Source organism: Microcoleus sp. Pol10D4 (genome assembly GCF_036701555.1).
Lineage (GTDB): Bacteria > Cyanobacteriota > Cyanobacteriia > Cyanobacteriales > Microcoleaceae > Microcoleus.
The window spans coordinates 170,897-188,008 of the sequence record NZ_JAUBRA010000006.1; the positions used below are offsets into that span (position 1 = coordinate 170,897).

Annotated in this window: 11 protein-coding genes and 2 pseudogenes; 7 read left to right on the forward strand and 6 right to left on the reverse strand. The window is 45.7% G+C overall.

Annotated features, from left to right (window positions below; genetic code table 11):
• Positions 1-68 precede the first annotated feature (68 nt).
• From QUA36_RS05815 to QUA36_RS05825, 3 genes are all read left to right on the forward strand, one after another.
• Positions 69-1,235 carry a CO2 hydration protein gene (locus tag QUA36_RS05815; protein ID WP_333456080.1) on the forward strand — a complete coding sequence of 389 codons (1,167 nt, stop codon included), beginning with the start codon at positions 69-71 and terminating at the stop codon, positions 1,233-1,235.
• Positions 1,236-2,069: 834 nt separating this feature from the next.
• The gene (locus QUA36_RS05820; RefSeq protein ID WP_333456082.1) at positions 2,070-3,638 is read left to right on the forward strand and encodes a hypothetical protein; all 1,569 of its coding nucleotides are present in this window, start codon (positions 2,070-2,072) and stop codon (positions 3,636-3,638) included.
• 34 nt (positions 3,639-3,672) lie between these two features.
• A complete protein-coding gene (locus QUA36_RS05825; RefSeq protein WP_333456084.1) occupies positions 3,673-3,798 on the forward strand; it encodes a hypothetical protein in 126 nt (41 codons plus the stop codon).
• A gap of 130 nt (positions 3,799-3,928) precedes the next feature.
• Here QUA36_RS05825 and QUA36_RS05830 read toward each other — a convergent pair whose 3' ends face one another.
• The 3 genes and pseudogenes from QUA36_RS05830 to QUA36_RS31305 form a co-directional block, all read right to left on the reverse strand.
• Entirely contained in the window at positions 3,929-4,648 is a 720-nt protein-coding gene (locus QUA36_RS05830) for a PHP domain-containing protein (RefSeq protein WP_333456086.1), read from the reverse strand.
• A gap of 555 nt (positions 4,649-5,203) precedes the next feature.
• A pseudogene (locus QUA36_RS05835) lies at positions 5,204-5,549 on the reverse strand (IS630 family transposase); the annotation flags it as partial.
• A 326-nt stretch (positions 5,550-5,875) separates the two neighbouring features.
• Positions 5,876-5,986, reverse strand: coding sequence for a helix-turn-helix domain-containing protein (locus tag QUA36_RS31305; protein ID WP_445301421.1), 111 nt, complete (start codon positions 5,984-5,986; stop codon positions 5,876-5,878).
• A 74-nt stretch (positions 5,987-6,060) separates the two neighbouring features.
• Here QUA36_RS31305 and QUA36_RS05840 point away from each other — a divergent pair.
• Positions 6,061-6,255: pseudogene (locus tag QUA36_RS05840) on the forward strand (transposase); the annotation flags it as partial.
• Between the two features lie 213 nt (positions 6,256-6,468).
• Here the strand turns inward: QUA36_RS05840 and QUA36_RS05845 are convergent.
• Positions 6,469-7,890, reverse strand: a complete 1,422-nt coding sequence (locus QUA36_RS05845) for an O-antigen ligase family protein (protein ID WP_333456089.1) — start codon at positions 7,888-7,890, stop codon at positions 6,469-6,471.
• 205 nt (positions 7,891-8,095) lie between these two features.
• Here QUA36_RS05845 and QUA36_RS05850 point away from each other — a divergent pair, with 205 nt between their 5' ends.
• From QUA36_RS05850 to QUA36_RS05860, 3 genes are all read left to right on the forward strand, one after another.
• On the forward strand, positions 8,096-9,568 hold the full coding sequence (locus QUA36_RS05850) for a polysaccharide biosynthesis/export family protein (RefSeq protein WP_333456091.1): 1,473 nt from the start codon (positions 8,096-8,098) through the stop codon (positions 9,566-9,568).
• Positions 9,569-9,703: 135 nt separating this feature from the next.
• On the forward strand, positions 9,704-12,040 hold the full coding sequence (locus QUA36_RS05855) for a polysaccharide biosynthesis tyrosine autokinase (protein WP_333456093.1): 2,337 nt from the start codon (positions 9,704-9,706) through the stop codon (positions 12,038-12,040).
• A gap of 322 nt (positions 12,041-12,362) precedes the next feature.
• On the forward strand, positions 12,363-12,728 hold the full coding sequence (locus tag QUA36_RS05860) for a response regulator transcription factor (protein WP_039886668.1): 366 nt from the start codon (positions 12,363-12,365) through the stop codon (positions 12,726-12,728).
• Between the two features lie 66 nt (positions 12,729-12,794).
• On the opposite strand, the gene QUA36_RS05865 is transcribed toward QUA36_RS05860, so the two are convergent.
• Together QUA36_RS05865 and QUA36_RS05870 are read right to left on the reverse strand one after the other, a co-directional pair.
• Positions 12,795-13,292: a hypothetical protein gene (locus QUA36_RS05865; RefSeq protein ID WP_333163936.1), complete on the reverse strand. Its 498-nt coding sequence runs from the start codon at positions 13,290-13,292 to the stop codon at positions 12,795-12,797.
• 498 nt (positions 13,293-13,790) lie between these two features.
• Positions 13,791-16,709: a PAS domain-containing protein gene (locus QUA36_RS05870; protein ID WP_333456095.1), complete on the reverse strand. Its 2,919-nt coding sequence runs from the start codon at positions 16,707-16,709 to the stop codon at positions 13,791-13,793.
• Positions 16,710-17,112: the final 403 nt, after the last annotated feature.

Here is a 17,112-nt window from a genome sequence, read left to right on the forward strand (position 1 = left end):
TTAAAGGACTTGCATTCCTTACTACAAACCTATTTCTTCGTTCTTCCTTCTATTCAGGCTTAATTAAAATGACAAGTACCGTATTAAAACCATCTTCCCATCCCCTATCCGCATACATTGACATCTTGGAATCAGGCCAAGCTTTACTGCCTGAATCTACGGAAAATGTAGTTGAAGTTGTCGGCATTCTCAAAAGTTACGGTGTGGTTCTCGATGCCTATTCTCGCAATCTCAATTATATTGCAGAAGAACAGTTTTTAGTGCTCTTTCCGTTTTTTAAATATTTCAACGGAGATGTGACTCTGCCCAAATTAATTCGCTATTTGTGGCACGATCGCATAAATTTTGAGTATGCTGAGTATTGCATGAGAACAATGCTTTGGCACGGCGGCGGCGGTTTGGACAGTTATTTGGATTCCCCGGAATTTAGCAGTTTGGCCAAAAAGGCGATCGCTGCTAAATTGAAAGGCAATTTTTTCATGCAGGGACTAAACAAAACCTTTCCTGATTTTTTGCCGGAACAAGTGCGGATGCTGGCTTACTACACAGGTCTCGGTCAGTTTTGGCGGGTAATGAGCGATTTGTTTATAGACTTATCTGATTCTTACGATCGAGGGGAAACTAAGTCTATTTCTGATGTAGTTGATTTTGTCAAAGCCGGTTTAGTCGCCGCGGCCAGCCTACCAATTACCTACAGCGTCAAGATTAACGGTCAAGCCTACGATATACTGCCAGCCTCGGCTAACTTAACATTTTTACCAGATGTAGCCGTGCCTTATGTAGAGGCTGTTTTCTTTCGGGGCACAGCTTTTTTTGGCACAGTTTCCTACAACGCTCAAGCTCATCAAATCCCGGAAAAACAAAAAGATTTTGCCTACGGGGCTTTGTTTGCTGACCCTTTACCCATTGGAGGTGCAGGGATTCCGCCAACTCAATTGATGCAAGATATGCGGCATTATTTGCCTGAGTATTTGCACGAAGTTTATCGCACTAGCTGTCGGGGTGAAGATGATCTGCGGGTGCAAATTTGCCAGAGTTTTCAAAAGTCGATGTTTTGCGTGACGACGGCGACTATTTTGGGTTTAGCACCTCATCCCATGAATACCTCCGATCCAGAGGAAAAGAAGGCTAATCGCGCTTATTTGGAAGGTTGGATGGATCGATTTGGGAATTCTCGCTTGGATTGGGCAAATCAGCCAACTAACCGGGCCTGTCAGTTGTTCCCCGAACGGTAGACAGTAATTGTAGGGTGCGTGACAAGGAGAAATATTTGATTCGCTGCTTGTCACGGCGGAGTGTCGCGCACCCCGGTAAAAAGTTGCTTGCTGGTGCGGGGAAAAAGTAGCGACTATTTTTTATAATAAATTAATCTTTCTGAACTCAATCAATAGGGCTATCACACGTTAAATAAGTTTTTCTTATTTATTTTAATTATATTAATAAACAAATCAAATAAAAAAACCCTGTGAATTGCTTATAGAAAACAGTAAAGTGATAGTTAGTTAGCCAAAAATAAACTAATTTATGCAAATTTCAGTTTATTTTTGGCTAACGTAAGAATAAAATTTAAGACGGGTACAACACTAAGTTGTAAACTCTATTCTGTGTAGGGCAGTTTAGGAGTAGCTTCTATCAATGATTTACGCTAGGTAAGTTCAGGAATTTTAACGAAAATGAGTTGATTAGTTGCATTGACTTGTGTTTGAAGAGGTGCGATCGGCTTCTGTAAAACCCACAAATAAAATTAGCATCTAGTTCCAGATTTCAGCATGACTGCACAGGTGATTCGCGCGGGAAGTGTAGCAATATTTTTGCTGCTGTAGGTTTGTGCGTGCGTTCAGTGACACGCACAAACTAATCCACAAATTCCTACGCTTTGCCAGAGGAAGAATGCTGAGTTTGAGTTAGGGCGATTGAAACATTAATTATCCAATTCTTTTTGGGTTGAGATAAACTCCAAGGCAAATGTCTGTCAATTTATCCAGTCAATTAGATACTGACGACTGATTAAATTTAGTCACTAAACCAGTGCCTAACCATCCACACAAACTTGATTAAGGAATAAAACAATGAGCGGTTACAGTTTATTTAGAGAAATCCCAGCAGGTACTCAAAGTGATACTGTGCTTTTGCCGAACATAGTCGCCAATCAGCCTACTAAAATCGGTGTATTAACTAGCGACGACAACACTTTTAATCCTTTTTTCCGGGTCAACAATGCTAGCAACGTCGAGGTTGGTATAGGTTCCCGTTTTGTAAATAGTAACAATGATATTGTTGGTGACAGTGCCACTGTTTCCTCCTCAGCAGCAGGTACTTTGACGGCGATTGTTCGGGACGAGAGGGCAGCGGGAGTTACAACTAAAACGTCGTACATAGTCGAAGTTAGTTCAGAGCCGAACGAGCTTAACAACAGTTCCACTGCTGATACTCCAGCCGTTAACCCCGGAACTTATTCAGGGTGGGTAGGTGCGATTGACCCTACTGACTCCTACCGCATTCAAGGGCCGGGTGTTGGTAAGGTGACAGCGACTCTGACAAATCTAAAAGCTCCTGTCTTTGTACGGTTAGTGGACAGCGCTGGAACTCTACTAAAAGGTCCAGTAAGCAACGCAACCCAGTCTTTTCTTGATTTCGAGGGTCTGATACCTAAACCAGACGAAAGATATTTTTTGGAAGTTTACCGCAACTCCCCGGCTGCTGGTTTCTATGAAGGTCCCCTGAACAGCACCGAATACACTCTGAATTTGGCATTTTCTACTTCCACACAACCACCTGTTACACAACCGCCTGTTACACAACCGCCTGTTACACAACCACCTGTTACACAACCACCTGTTACACAACCACCTGTTACACAACCACCTGTTACACAACCACCTGTTACACAACCAGTTGGTACACCTGTAGCGATCGCGACACCTGCAATCAATGCCCCCGCGCCTGGCAATCCTACTGGACAACCAGCAAACACTGTTAACGGTCAGTTTTACAACCTCTCAGACAGTAATGACAATATTTCCCTGTCATCACTTCCTCCGGCTGCTGCTGGCAAACAAATTTTGGCGCTATCTGGCAGCGACAATATTACCGGGACGAGCGGCATTGATAACATTAACGGAATGCAAGGAGCCGATACAATCGACGGAGGGGTAGGCAACGACGTTTTGTCCGGCGGTAAAGAGTCGGATGAGATTGATGGGGGTACTGGCGACGACCAGATATTCGGCAACAATGAGAACGATACTCTCACTGGAGGAGATGGCAATGACAATATTCGGGGCGGTAAAGAAAATGATGTCCTGAATGGCGGTAACGGCGACGACTTACTGGGTGGCGATCGCGGTCAAGACATCCTCACAGGTAATGGCGGACGCGATACATTTATCCTAAGCGGGGGGCAGGCGGCAGCAACCCGGTTAGTAGATGCAGATGTGATTGTAGACTTTAATGGGGACAGAATTGGTCTAACTGACGGAAATACATTTGCCAGCCTCACCTTTGAAGCTGTAAGTTTGACTCTGAATGGAGGATCTCCTGTCAGTGCTACGGCAATTAAACTGGGTACTAACTATTTGGGTATCGTTCAAGGGGTTGCTCAAAGCGAGCTTACGGCAAATGTTTTTGTTGTAGTATAGTTTGTGTAACGCGGGCTTTGTGAGCCCCACTTGAGTGGAATTAAGAGCGATCGCCTTTGAGTTTGACTTGGGGGCGATCGCAATCCGCTTTAATTTAGAGGCGATCGGATTTCTTGCCCCCAAACTAATCCAGCAGGTATTGGCAAAGACTTCAACTTGATTGAGCAAAGAAGAGTCTTGATAAAAGAGTCGAATCCGCAAAAAACTCGATCGGTTTAATTGTTTACGTTTTGGCGATTTGAGGATGTCTTGTGCTTTGCCTCCGGCGCTGCCAGGCGCGGTTGCTATATCTAGATTCGGACTAGAAGACTCAGGCCGTGAGAGTCCGTGCCACAAGTTCCCAGCAAACCATAAGTTTCTGCTAAATCTTTAACTAAAGCAGTTTGTTTGGGGCTTGGTTTCCAAGGATTGGGATTACCGTAAGCATAGTAGGTTTCTACACCGTCAATGCCGAAACGGGCTGCTTCTGGGATTAGTTGATCAGCAGTCGATCGATACCTGCAAGGATGTGCGAGAACTGCTAAACCTCCTGCTTCATGAATAGCTTCAATTACCCTGGCTGCTGAATAAAAATAAGTGCCTTCAGTGCTTTTACCTCGCAAGTAAGGTTTGAGACTGGGATGTTGCGGATCGAAGGCGTAACCGAGAATGTGTACCTCATTGTTGAGCAAGTCGGCATTAATTTCAGCGCCTGTCCAGAGACTAGGTGCTTCGCTATTTTTGTCGGCATGGTTTAATTTCCAATTATCCAGCCAAATTTGAGCTTTAACGTAGCCTTGGGTGCTGTGGTGGTCGGTGATAGCTAAGCCTTTGAGACCCCCGGCTATGGCTTGTTCCATCAATTTCTCTGGCTGCAATCGCCCGTCGGAGTAGACTGTGTGCATATGAAAATTATAGGAACCCGGACAGCTATCGGCATCAATGGTCTGGAAGACTTGTTTGAGTGCTGAGATATTCTGGGCTTCTGGTTTGAGACTAGAAGCGGGGGAGGTAGCGAAGTTGACAGCCATAAGCGTTATTATAAAAAAAACTAACCTTGTTTAATATATCTAATAAATTGATATGTTGCACCTGTGGCAATAGTCGGCTGTAGGATTGAAACATCTGGCGGATTGTTGCGTTCGGCACAAAATATCAATTCACTCGCACATCTTCCACAATTCTCTATCCAGCATTTTATCGTCGGGTGGGGCGGGTTTATGAGATGATTGATTTTAGGCAATTATACTTGGTAAAACTCGCCTCTACAGGTTTGGGTAGAATGCCGACAGATATCAATTTACTCGCACCTATTGCATTATTCTCAGCAACAGGCTTTCCGGCCTGTTCCACCAAGAGTAAATTTTATTGTGGAGTGGGCATCCTGCCAGCCCTTAAAAGGTTTGTGGAAAATGCCACAACATACAGCACTTTGCGTGACTAAGAGGTACACTAACAGCAGTGAGCAAAATAATTTTCGATTTGCTTAGTTGAACATAATTTCACTCCCAATTCCAAGAGTTTTTCCACAATCTGTACACTTCGAGGTACAAATATCCTGAGCCATGCCTTTAATTCCCACCATAAATGTTCGATCGGGTTAAACTCTGGTGAGTAAGGTGATAAATACACTATTCTTGCTCCCACTGCTTCAATCATTTCTTCTACCCCCTCTACTTTGTGCGCCTTCAAATTATCCATGACTAATACCGCTCCTTTCCATAATTTTGGAACCAGTTGTTCTTGCACAAATTTCTTGAACTCCTCTCCGTTTATCGATTTTTCTATTGCCTTCATGGCGATGACTTTCTTATTGCTTATTGCTCCCACCACTGTTACCCTACTTCCTCTATAAAATGGCTTGATATCGTAGCTTCTTTCTCCCTTTTTACTTCTAGCTCTAAGTCTCATTATCCCCAACAATACGCCCATTTAGTCCAAAAATATCAGATTTTCTGGTTCGACATCTCGGATTTTTTCCCAATATTCTACTCGCTTCTTTTGATTAATTTCTTTATGGGCTTGACTACTCCGTAGTGTTTTTTTTTTAAAGTGAGTTGCTGCTTTTGTAAGAATCGGCACATGACACTCTCGCTCAACCATACTCCTGTTTTTTCGTGCCAATACTCACAATATTCTGCAAGTGTGTAATCTGGATACTGGGCTACCATCTCTTCAATCTGTTGTTCGTGACCAAAGAGTTGGCTCGGTTTACCACCATGAGCCTGACTAGGGAGTAGTCTTCCTGTCTCTTTTTTTCACTTTAGTAGTGCCTGTACCGTACTTTTACTCACTTGAAATCTTTCTGCTACTTTCCGAATAGAGGTGTTACCTGCTTCTCCTTGTGTTAATAATCTTTTGACGTATATCTAGGGAGTAGGGTTTCATTTTTCTCTTTCTTACCACCTCTAATATTGTACCTAATCGTTAAGCAAAGTGCTGTAATGCACCCATTCATCGTAAGACGGTCATTAGACTATTGGTTGAGGAGGCGGGTCATCAGATAATATTTTTACCAAAATACTCTCCTGACTTAAATGATATTGAGCATGATTTTAGTGCATTAAAGAGAGCTAAAATGTATGCGTCTCCTGGCACATCTCTTGATGAAATTATTCGTGCTTATTGTGCAGTCTAGTGTCTCATACTTATTTGAAATGACTATACCTAGCGCAGACCAGGCCCAAGCTTTGGACTTATCCCAGCTAATTTGTCTAACATCAGAAGATTTTAAGTGTTTAGAAAATATAAGGGCGGTTGTGGAACGCTTGGCTATCGAGCAAAATCAGACTCGTCAGATGATATTATCGCACAGCTTGGCACATCTTCGATCCGCCCAAGGAACTTTACTTCAGTCGACAGTGCGAGCTACAGAAGGCCTTTGAGGGTTGCTGCTGCTAGTGTTGGAAGTGTTACTAGCATTGTCTATGGCAAGTCTAACTGTCAACATTACATAACTCAGCCAAGCATTTCCGATTCCCAGGATCTGAGCTTCTGTGATGTTGCTCATAATAATAGACACCAGAAAACAAATAGGGATTCCCGCGTCTTCCAGCTTGCTACGACTCAAATACCGGACTGCGTAAGCCAAATTAAGAAGCAGGGAAATCATCATTAAGATTAATCCCGGCCAACCGAAGGCTAACAATATTCCGATCGCGCCATTGTGAGGATTTTTCGGTTGAAATCCATTAGTAGTATAAATAAAATAAGCAGGAGTAGCGGGGCCTAACTTATCTTGTTGAAAAAATCCCTCGTATCCGTAGCCAAACCAGGGGCGCTGATTGGCCGCAGCTATTAACTGCGGCCAGAATTCGGTCCGCCCAGTTAGAGTCAAGTCCTTGCCTAACCCACCTACAACAATATCCTCTAGGTTGTCTACTACAAAAACCGTCATAATTATGCTGACCACCAGGAAACATATAATCGCAGTAAATGCCCACTGAAAAGTTAATTTTTTTAGAAAGTTTAGTGAGGACACTGCAATTATTAATATGATAGTAATCACTAGAGCCGCTCCCGACTTATTAGCTCTCACCAGGTAAAAAGAAAAGAACATCATTCCCAAAGAAATCCAGCGTTCTTTCGGAGTTTTAGCTCCTTGAAAATAATGCAAATACCAAAATGCCGTACATAAAGCTAGGATTCCACCGAGAGAATTTTTAGCTTGCGTTAGGCCTACAAAGTCGCCTGCTCCCGGTGGTTTCATTATAAAACTTGCCAAACCCAGTGCCGTGTATCCCCACCGCCAAAAACGAGATAGATCATGCCATTTATATTGCGCGGCTAAGTAAAATCCGAAAGCAGTAAATGCTGAAAAAGCTAGGCCGGCTCTTAGCGTTACGTCAGGAACTATAGACCATAATGTAGACAGTGATGGCAGTAATATATAAAGTAAAAAGAAAGGATTCATCCTCAATACTTGGGCAAAAAAATCTATAAAATTGGTACCAAAAGCTTTGATTCTAGAAAATAAAATTAATACTGTCCACGGGTAAAAAAAATAAGGTAGCATACTTAAAATACTACCCGATGTATCTTGCAAATTAGTAAGATGCAAGTAATTAAAAGGAGGTTGTGTGAGAGAAGGAGAGATGAAAATATAAAAATAAGCAAAGGTTTTTTCTAAAGCCAAACCTATTTTTTTGCTGCTGGCTAATTGAAATAATAGCAAAGTCGCGATCGCGACTATAGCAATTAGCATCCATATAAATAAAGAATTACCTAAAATCAGCTCTTTCAGCATAGCCGCTTTAGACACTGGTTGAGTCATAATTGCTTTCCTTTACCACAAACAAGCTCAAATTATATAGATATAAAATATAGCCGTCAACCGCCAACCACCCTAACACAGAAATTAGGCATAAAGCAAAAATACAGCATCGTTTTTTCGGCGATAGCTTAAAATAATGAGCTTTTTGCCCAGCACTAAAAAGGCTACACTTATATAAATCATAGTCAATAAAATTAGGTGGTGTATGGTTAACACCCATTTTCCAAGACAGATAGCCCGGTCGGTTGTGGGTGCTGTCTTGTTTGCTTCCACTGTCATCGCTGACGCCAGAAGCACCCCGGCACAACTTCCCATCCCCCTAGGCACAGACCAAGCCCAGACCGTTGCGCCCGTTAGGAGAGCGCCGGAAAGCTATAAACTCGGCGGCGGCGATCGCATCCAAGTAGAAATACTCGAAGTACCCGAACTTAGCCGCGGCTACGAAGTCCTTTCCGACGGTTCAGTCAACCTGCCCCTGATCGGCTTGGTCTCCGTCCGTGGCCGTACCTTAGTAGAAGCCACCAACATCATCCGCAACGCCTACCGCCGCGTCCTCAAAGACCCCATTGTCACAGTCAGCCTCGTCGCCGCCCGCCCCCTCAACGTCGGCGTCATCGGAGAAGTCACCCGGCCCGGAAACTTCACCATTACCCTAACTCCCGGGCCCGGAGCCACGCCGAGTGTCCAGTACCCCACCGTCACCCAAGCGATCAGACTCGCAGAAGGCGTCACGGGTGTGGCCGACATCCGCAACATCCGCGTCCGCCGTCCCCAACGAGACGGCCCCGATCAAGTGCTCAACGTCAACCTGTGGAAATTCTTGCAAGAAGGAGACATCTCTCAAGACATCATTTTGCAAGACAGAGACACAATCGTGGTTCCCACAGTCGCCAACTTCAACCAAGCAGAAGCTCGTCAATTTGCGACGGCCAACTTTTCGCCACCCCCAGAAAAACCTCGATCAATCTCCATCGTTGGCCAAGTCACCCGTCCAGGGGCTTACGTCGTCATCGGCGGCAACACCACAAACGAACTCAGCCGTGAAGGTTTTCCCACCGTCATCCGGGCCATTCAGCTAGCTGGCGGCATCACCTCCGATGCCGACATCCGGCAAATCCAAGTGCGGCGAGTCACCAGAAGAGGCGAACAAATTATCCCAGTCAACCTGTGGCAGTTCCTAGAGTCCGGCGACGGCGCCCAAGATACCATCCTCCAGGAGGGAGACACGATCGTCGTGCCCAAAGCTACGATCGTCAACCCTGCAGAAGCTGGCGTACTCGCGAACACTAACTTTGCCCCCGTCGGCATTAACGTTTTTGTAGTAGGAGAACTCAGAACATCCCTCGATCCCTTGAGGCTCCCAGCTAATGCCACACTGAATCAAGCTTTAGTTTCCAGAGGATTTTTTGGCTACGAGAATACCAGAGCTAGAAGGGATAAAGTTGAGCTAGTCCGCCTCAATAACGACGGTACAGCTACTAAACGGACGATCGAAGTCGATTTAAGTCAAGGAATTAACGAAGAAACTAATCCTCAACTTCGCAACAACGACATGATTATCGTATCTCGCAAGGGTCTCGTCAATTTTGTCGATCGCATGAACGCTGTAATCGGACCTGTCGGGCCAGCTACGGGAGTGTTAAATTTTATAAACGTTATCCGCTTTTTATTCAGGTAAGAAGGCGGCGGGTGAGGTGGATAATTCCTGGCAAAGGCTAGAATAAACTAAACAATAAGATTACCCAGCCGCGACCTGGCCGCTTCAAAAATATCAACCTCAAAAATATCAACCTCAAAAATACCCAGGCTGAATATGGATAGCAGACAAGATTATCAACCCTTCACACCCAAATCGAATGGCAAACTGCCGGAGTTATCTGCTCAGAACTACAGAGATCACTTCGTAGAGGAGAGAGAAGAAGAAAAGCTAGACTTGTCCTGGCTGTTAGGCGTGGTGCGCCGTCGCTTCCTGGTCATGGCAGCAGCCACAATTGCTTTGAGCGCCCTGGCAGGAACAGCGATCGTCCTCACGTCTAAACAGATTACGGTCGAGTATGAAGGCTCCTTTTCCCTGTTAGTAGAACCAGCCACGGCTGAAGGTTTGCAATCCAAACTATTAAACAACACCCAAGCTGCCGACTTCGCAAAAATTAATATAGAAGGAATTAGCCTACTAGACTACGAAACCCAAATTAGGATTTTGCGAAGTCCCAAAATGATGCAGCCAATAATTGAGGAATTGCGGGCTTCGTATCCCACAATGAACTATAGCGAACTGATCTCAAAAATGTCGATCCAGCGCATCAGCTACACTAAAGATGGCAAACAGCAAGGAACAAAAATTTTACAAGTTCGCTACAAAGATTCAAACCGAAAAAAAATTTACCGCGTATTGGACAAAATTTCTAAAGCTTATCTAGATTACAGCTTGGAGCAACGGCTGATGGGCATTAATCAAGGTATTAAATTTATAGATATGGAGATGCCCAAGCTCCGAGAAAGAGTGGAAGTTCTGCAACTCCAAGTCCAAAGATTGCGGCAGCAGAGCAACTTGTTTGAACCCCAGCTAGAGGGAAAATCTCTGTCTGAACAAGTTCAAAGCATTCGGGGCAAGCAAGTAGAAATTAGAGTGCAGCTACAAGGGATGCGAAACCTCTACCAAAGCTATGAAAAACTACTCAACGAAAATAATCCCCAGGGGCTGCTGATGACCCAAGGACAAGCTTACGGCGGACTCTTAGGTCAAATTCAGAGAATAGACTCGGAATTGTCATTAAAATTAGCTCAGTATAGAGAAGACAGTTTGCCAGTTTTAGCGCTGCGAAAAAGTCGGGAAGAACTGATTTTAACCGCCACTAAACAAGCAAAAGAAGTGGTGATGGGAAATTTAGAGACCCAAATCAAAGAAATTGAAGCGCGCGATCGCGAAATGACAGCTTCGCAAAATGCTCTCAACCAAAAAATTAGAAACTTTTCAGTTACAACCCGACAATACGACAATTTACAGCGGGAACTGCAAGTAGTTACTAAGAGTTTGTCGGACTTCTTGGCAAAACGAGAAGCCTTGCGGATTGATGCGGCTCAGCAGCAAATACCCTGGGTGCTGATAAATCCTCCGCAAATTCCGCTAGACAAATTTGGCCAGCCTATAACAGCTACCGTCAAACAAACCAAAAAACAGTTAGCGTTGGCAGTAATTTTAAGCAGTCTGCTGGGCATAGCAGTCGGCTTGCTGGTAGAGGTACTAAATACTGTGTTCCACACTCCAGAATCACTGAGAATCGCCACAAGATTGCCAATACTCGGGGTGATTCCGTTTACCAAAAAAGTCAAGCGGAGACCGCCATCCAGACAGAGGAAACTAACATCGGCTCGATCGAACTCAAAAGTGGAAGTAGTCGAACCGGGCGAAGCTAGACATACTGGTCCGATGAGCGGGGGATCAAGTATTTTGAGCGACTTGGACTATCAATTTTTAGAAGCATTTAGATCGCTATACACGAACATTCACTTGCTGAGTGCAGGCACGGCAATTCGATCGCTCTTAATCGGCTCTGCCGTAGCAGGAGACGGCAAATCTACAGTAGCTTTGCACCTAGCAGCCACAGCAGCAGCAGTTGGACAGCGAGTATTGTTAGTAGATGCAGATTTGCGCTGCCCGCAACTGCACGCTAAGTTAGGACTGCCAAACGTGCGTGGCCTGGGCGATGCCATCTCCACAGATCTCAGTCTCAACGACGCGATTCAACGAGCCCCGAACCAAGAAAATTTGTTTGTACTCACCGCAGGCCAAATTCCCCCCGATCCGATCAAGCTTCTTTCTTCCAAAAAAATGCAGTATCTAATGGAGCAATTTCAAGCATTTTTTGACTTAGTAATTTATGACACCCCGCCACTAGCAGGCTTGGCAGACACCCACTTGATCGCAGCTCACACAGACGCTACGATTATGGTCGTCCAAATTGGGCAAACAGACCGATCGCAAGTTCGCAAAGTTTTAGAAGAATTAAAAATTTCTGGAGCTTCCGTCTTGGGAATCGTTGCTAATGGCTGCAAAAACACCGATCACAGCTACCGCCAGCGCCCGGTCGTTTTAGACACGCTCTACGACCAAAAACTATCGGCTTTAGGTACGAAAAATCCTCATTAGACAAATGTTGATGCAGGCGGCCGAGCGCCGCCGTCCTCAACGGGAAACGCACAACCAAGCTATACCCTCATTTTTTGATAATAGTACCATTTGAGAAAGAAAATGATAGACTAACGGACATAGCCTCGTGTGTCAACCGAGATTGCGCGGAACTTTAAATTTTGCGGTAATTACTCAGAAAATGATTGAGAAATCAGCAAAAGTGGGTAAACTACATTTAGCCGAGCGCAATCTCAATCAGGAAAAGACACCTTTGAAGGTGAACGTTAGTGTAAACGTTAATGAGAACGTTTCAACCCAGAAACTTGGTAGGGATTATTCTATGAGTACAGTTATGGTTGTTGATGATAGCGTCACTCTGCGGGAGATGATCGCCGACTTGCTCAAAGGTAGAGGACTCAACGTCACGGTAGCGAGTGATGGCGTAGAAGCTCTAGAGCAAATCAAGGCTAACCGCCCAGATTTAGTCGTTCTGGATATCGTGATGCCCCGGATGAACGGCTACGAAGTCTGTCGCCGGCTCAAAAGCGACCCTAAAACCCAAAATTTGCCGGTGGTAATGTGTTCTAGCAAAAGCGAAGAGTTTGATCGCTATTGGGGAATGAAACAAGGAGCCGACGCTTACATCGCCAAGCCATTTCACCCTCAAGAATTGGTCGGCACTATTAAGCAACTGCTGCGAGGTTGAGGTAGAGGAATAGGGACAGGAAAAAAATTGTCTTGAGCGCTGATTATTTCTGCTCCCGCAGCCTCTCTAAACTACTCGATTGACAATAGTCCAAACATCCCCGTCCGATCGCACGTAGGGAACAGAAATACTTTTAAAACCAGTAATAAAAGGCTTGTAATAAACCTGCCAGTAGCTGGGACTAATTTGGTCGGCGATGGCTTTGAGTCCCTTCACTTCCGCCGCCAGTTCCGCCGCCAGTTCATTAATCCGTTCCGCGTGTCCCTGAGCTAGTAATCTTCCTTCTTCAACTTGCTCCTCCATCGGAGTGATTCTTTGCAACTTTACCGACTTCTGCTGTTTCTGACTTAGTTGAGCAGACAGAGCCGCGATCGCATCATCAATCCCCTTGACTTCTGCCGACACTTGTGCGGTTTCCCTTGCGTGACGCCGATAAGCATCGGCGATCGCTTGGGGCGAATCACCGGCTGGGACAACATCGGCAATACTAAGCTGCTGGCGTTCCCGGCGCAATTCCTCAATTTGAGAGTAAATTGCCTCTATATCTGTCTGAAGTTTGTCCACCTAATTATTACCGCGTGGTTGTTGGATATTTTAGCATATTAACACAAACCCCTCACCTAATCGGCATAGAAATTGCATATTTTAGGCGGGCTAGAAGCAATGCCCCACAAGCAGAAGTTGAAGAGTTTGAAAAATACAAATTTTTATATTTCTCACTTGATCGATTTCCGTCCATATCAAGTCCAGTTAATCAGGTGGTGTCCGGTAAAATCAGCATTATAGATTGGTAGTGAGGAAGGCAAGTCCGAGCGAGTTTTACCAGGATTAAAGTCGTCAATCGATTTTAGATTTTAGATTAAAGATTAAAGAATTGAAGAATTGAAGAATTGACCCCACGGATAAATTCGGAGGGCAAGTTTCATCGGATACAGGTTTTTTATTTCTGGGTCCTGAGTCTCCGAAGGAATGAATCCGGGGGCTTGTATCCTGGATGCTTTCGGTCACTACAAACACAATTGCCAATTCCCATTACCAATTATCAATTATTAATAGAATTTTCTAAGTTGTTCGCCCTTGCTGCCTCAACTTGACTATAGTCTCTACCAACACATCGGGTTGCACAGGTTTAGACAGATGTCGATCGAAACCAGCAGCAAAAGCACGATCGCGGTCTTCATCCCTAGCATAAGCCGTCAGAGCGATCGCCCAAAATTTCCCTGTCTGCGTGTCCAAAGAACGCAGCCTTCGTAGCAGCGAATAGCCATCTTCCTCCGGCATTCCGATATCGCTGACCACAACATCCGGTCCAAACTGCGAAGCCACCTCAAACGCCTCAGCAGCAGACGATGCAGCCATGACAGCGGCCCCGGAATCTGTCAATACAAACCTCATAAATTCCCGCGAATCAACCTCGTCATCAACCAGCAACACCTTAACTCCCAGTAAATTACCAGCGCCAGCCAAAACCTGCGCTTCCTCGCCGGCGATCGAATTTAGCTGCATCGCAGGGAGGCGGAAACTAAAAGTCGATCCCATATCCAGTCCCGGACTCTGGGCCCAAACGGTGCCGCCGTGGAGTTCTACCAACTGTCGGACGATCGCCAGACCCAGCCCCAAACCGCTATAATTGCGAGTAATCGTAGCATCCGCTTGGCGGAAAGAGTCAAACACGTAAGGCAAAAAATTCGGAGCAACCCCAATTCCCGTGTCGGTAACAGCCAGCTCAACCTCCGAATCAACTCTCGAAAGCCGGATTTCAACTCGCCCCCCGCGCGGCGTAAACTTAATCGCATTCGTCAACAAATTCCAAATTACTTGCTGCAAGCGGCCGGGGTCTCCTGATACCCAAAATCTCGGATTTAACTGAGATTCAGGATTGCCAGAAACCTTCCCAAGTTCGGAAAATTCAGCAGTCTCCCAGCCCAAATCTACAATTGCAAACCGCAAATCGATCGACTTAGCATCGGCGGCCAACCGCACCGTATTCACCGCTCCTTCCACCATAGAAATCATATTTACCGCAGAAGGATTCAAAGTCAACTTGCCGCGAATAATTCTAGAAATATCCAGCAAATCATCAATCAATTGAGTTTGCAATTTAGCATTTCGCTCGATCGTTTCTAAAGCCCGCCCAGTAGCAGCCGGATTGAAATTGCGTTGCTGCAGCAGTTGCGCCCAGCCCAAAATCGCGTTTAAGGGCGATCGCAACTCATGAGAAAGAGTTGCCAAAAACTCATCTTTCATGCGATTTGCTTGCTGAGATTCCTCGTAAAGTCGGGCATTGTCGATCGCCCCCGACACCGCCTGAGCCAACTGCATTAAAAGAGTTTCGTCATCTTCGGCAAACTCCCCCTCGTACTTGTCCGACAACTGAATCAATCCCAGATTTCTGCCGTCCCGAGTCGTCAGCGGTACAGCCAGCCAGCCCCGCATCGGCGGATGCTTCCCCGCAGCCTTGCCGAACCCCCGCCACGCCGGATGAGCCTCTAACTCGCTTTGAGTCATTCGCATCGCCTGTTGGTGCTGGCAAACTTTTTGGTAAATGCCCGTACCGTCTGGATCTTCGCAGTAATCTTGCCACGCGGCGTATTTTTCTGACATGGAAAACTTGCTAATTCCCGCATCCCAGTTGGCGGCCGGGTTGAGGTTGACTGCTACCTGGTGGACTTCCAGAATTTGGCGGGCGCTATCAGCAGCTAACTGAAGTATTTCTGCCACCGACAACGTGGAGTTGATAGCAACTGACGCGGAGGTTAACTTTTGCAGGCGGCGCAAATACGACCGCTCACGGCCCAACGCGCGCGAGCGGTCGTATTCTAACTGTTTGCGATCCGTAATGTCGATCGCCACGCCAGACAACCGAAGGGGTGTGCCAGATGCGTCAAAAAACACCCGCCCTTTGTCGTGAAGCCAAATCACTGAGCCGTCGGGTCGCAATTTGCGGTATTCCGACTCGTAAACTCCCGTCCCGCTGAGTGCGGCATCCACATCTGCCAAAAACCTTTCGCGGTCTTCTGGATGCACCGCATTCTTTTTTTGCTCAAAAGTACCAAAGGTGCTGTCTGGGCCCAAACCCATCTGTGTTTCGGCATTGGACGAGCGGCGGACTTCCCCCGATGCCACATCCCAGGTAAAAGCGATCATGTTAGCTGCTTCTAGGGCAAAGCGCAAGTTTTCCTCGCTTTCTTGCACCCTCGCTTCCGATAATTTGCGATCAGTAATATCCCAAACCACGCCGCTCGATCGCACCGATTTACCTGTATCATCATCAAAAAACTTGCCCCTACTCGCGATCCAGTGCAAGCTGCCGTCGGGCCAAATGACTCTAAATTCGTATTGGTATTCTATTTTGTTTTCTAAAGCAAAGGCAACAGCCCGGGCGATCGAGGCTTGGTCATCCGGGTGAATGCAGCTAAAAAACGCTTCGTAAGTTCCCGGAAAACTGCCTTTTTCCAAACCGAATAACAGTTCGTGTCCCTCCGACCAAACCACCTCGCCAGTTAATACATTCCAATCCCAAGTTCCCATTTTCGAGGCTTCGATCGCCAACCTCAGTCTTTCCTCCGAAATTGCCAACTGCGCCGACGTTTTCGCGTAGTTCTCGCGCAACTGCTGTTTTTTCAAGCTTTCGCCCACGGCCCCCGCCAGCCGCTTGAAGTGCCGCCCTTTGAACACGTAATCGCTCAAACCCGCTTTCATCGCTTCGACTGCTACTTGTTCGCTGCCGCTGTCAGTACACATAATTACCGGACAATTCGGGTAGCGGCTGTGAACTTTTTGGAGAATAGTTAATCCGTCGCTCCAGTGCAGTTGATAGTCGGTAATTACTATATCAAAACCCCCGGCTGCCAGGATGTGTTCTAGAGTTTGGATATCAATAACGGACTTAATTTCTAAATCGGGAAAAGTTTTCCTCAGTTCTCGATCGATCATCAGGCGATCGTTCGGGTTGTCGTCGATTAACAGAATAGACAGCATTAGCCTTTTAGTTTTTGTATCAGCGCAAACATTCTTAAATCTAACAATACGTTATTGAGCAATCTCGACAATTTAAATATGTACTTGGTGGGTTAATTAGACTTGCCAATAAATTTATTGTATTTGCTTGTATTTTATTATATTTTACAGCTTGTAATATTCTCAACCCGCCTTTTAGGGGCGTGTCCACAACCAAATGAATTAAGTAAGTTGTTGTAAAACAGATCAGAAACCATGCTCAGCCGGGAACGGTGCAAGAGCTCAGTTAACTCTCACTATACTACTTGTTTATTCTGTGTGCTGGTGTGAAGAAGAGCGGGGATTGACATTGCTAACAAGTTAGAAGGGGGTAGATTTTGTCAATACCTCTTAGAATAGAAATATTAGGGAATAATAATGATAA